At 36.6% G+C, this 519-nt stretch carries 1 protein-coding gene; it reads left to right on the forward strand.

The features are described from left to right. On the forward strand, positions 1-519 hold a 519-nt coding region (locus A8C32_RS09455; RefSeq protein ID WP_131798807.1), incomplete at both ends, for a transposase.

Raw genomic sequence — 519 nt, forward strand, 5'->3', positions numbered from 1 at the left:
TTGTAGATTCACTTGACTTGAGCGAACTTAGTTTTCGTTCAGTTTTTACAGAAAATGGACCGCCTGCTTACAATCCATCTGTCTTACTAAAACTATACATTTATGGCTACATGAACCGCGTGCGTTCTTCAAGGCAATTGGAAAAAGAATGCAAACGAAATATTGAAGTGATGTGGCTTTTAGAAGCTCTAACTCCTGACCATAATACTATTAGCAATTTTAGAAAAGATAATGCCAAGGCCATTAAAAAAGTGTTTTTTGCTACCGTTAAAATAGCTCGCAATTTTGGACTCATAGGTGCAACATTGGTTGCTGGAGATAGCACCAAACTCAGAGCGCAGAACAGTAAGAAGAACAATTTTAACCAAAAGAAAATCGGGAGCCATCTAGATTATATTGATAATAAACTGCAACAGTACAATAAAGCACTCGAGCAAAGTGATAGCGACAGTGAAAAGCAAGAAATAAATAAAGATATCGACAAACATAAAGGACGCAGAGAACACTATAAGCAACTTG

This window comes from Flavivirga aquatica (genome assembly GCF_001747085.1).
GTDB lineage: Bacteria > Bacteroidota > Bacteroidia > Flavobacteriales > Flavobacteriaceae > Algibacter_C > Algibacter_C aquatica.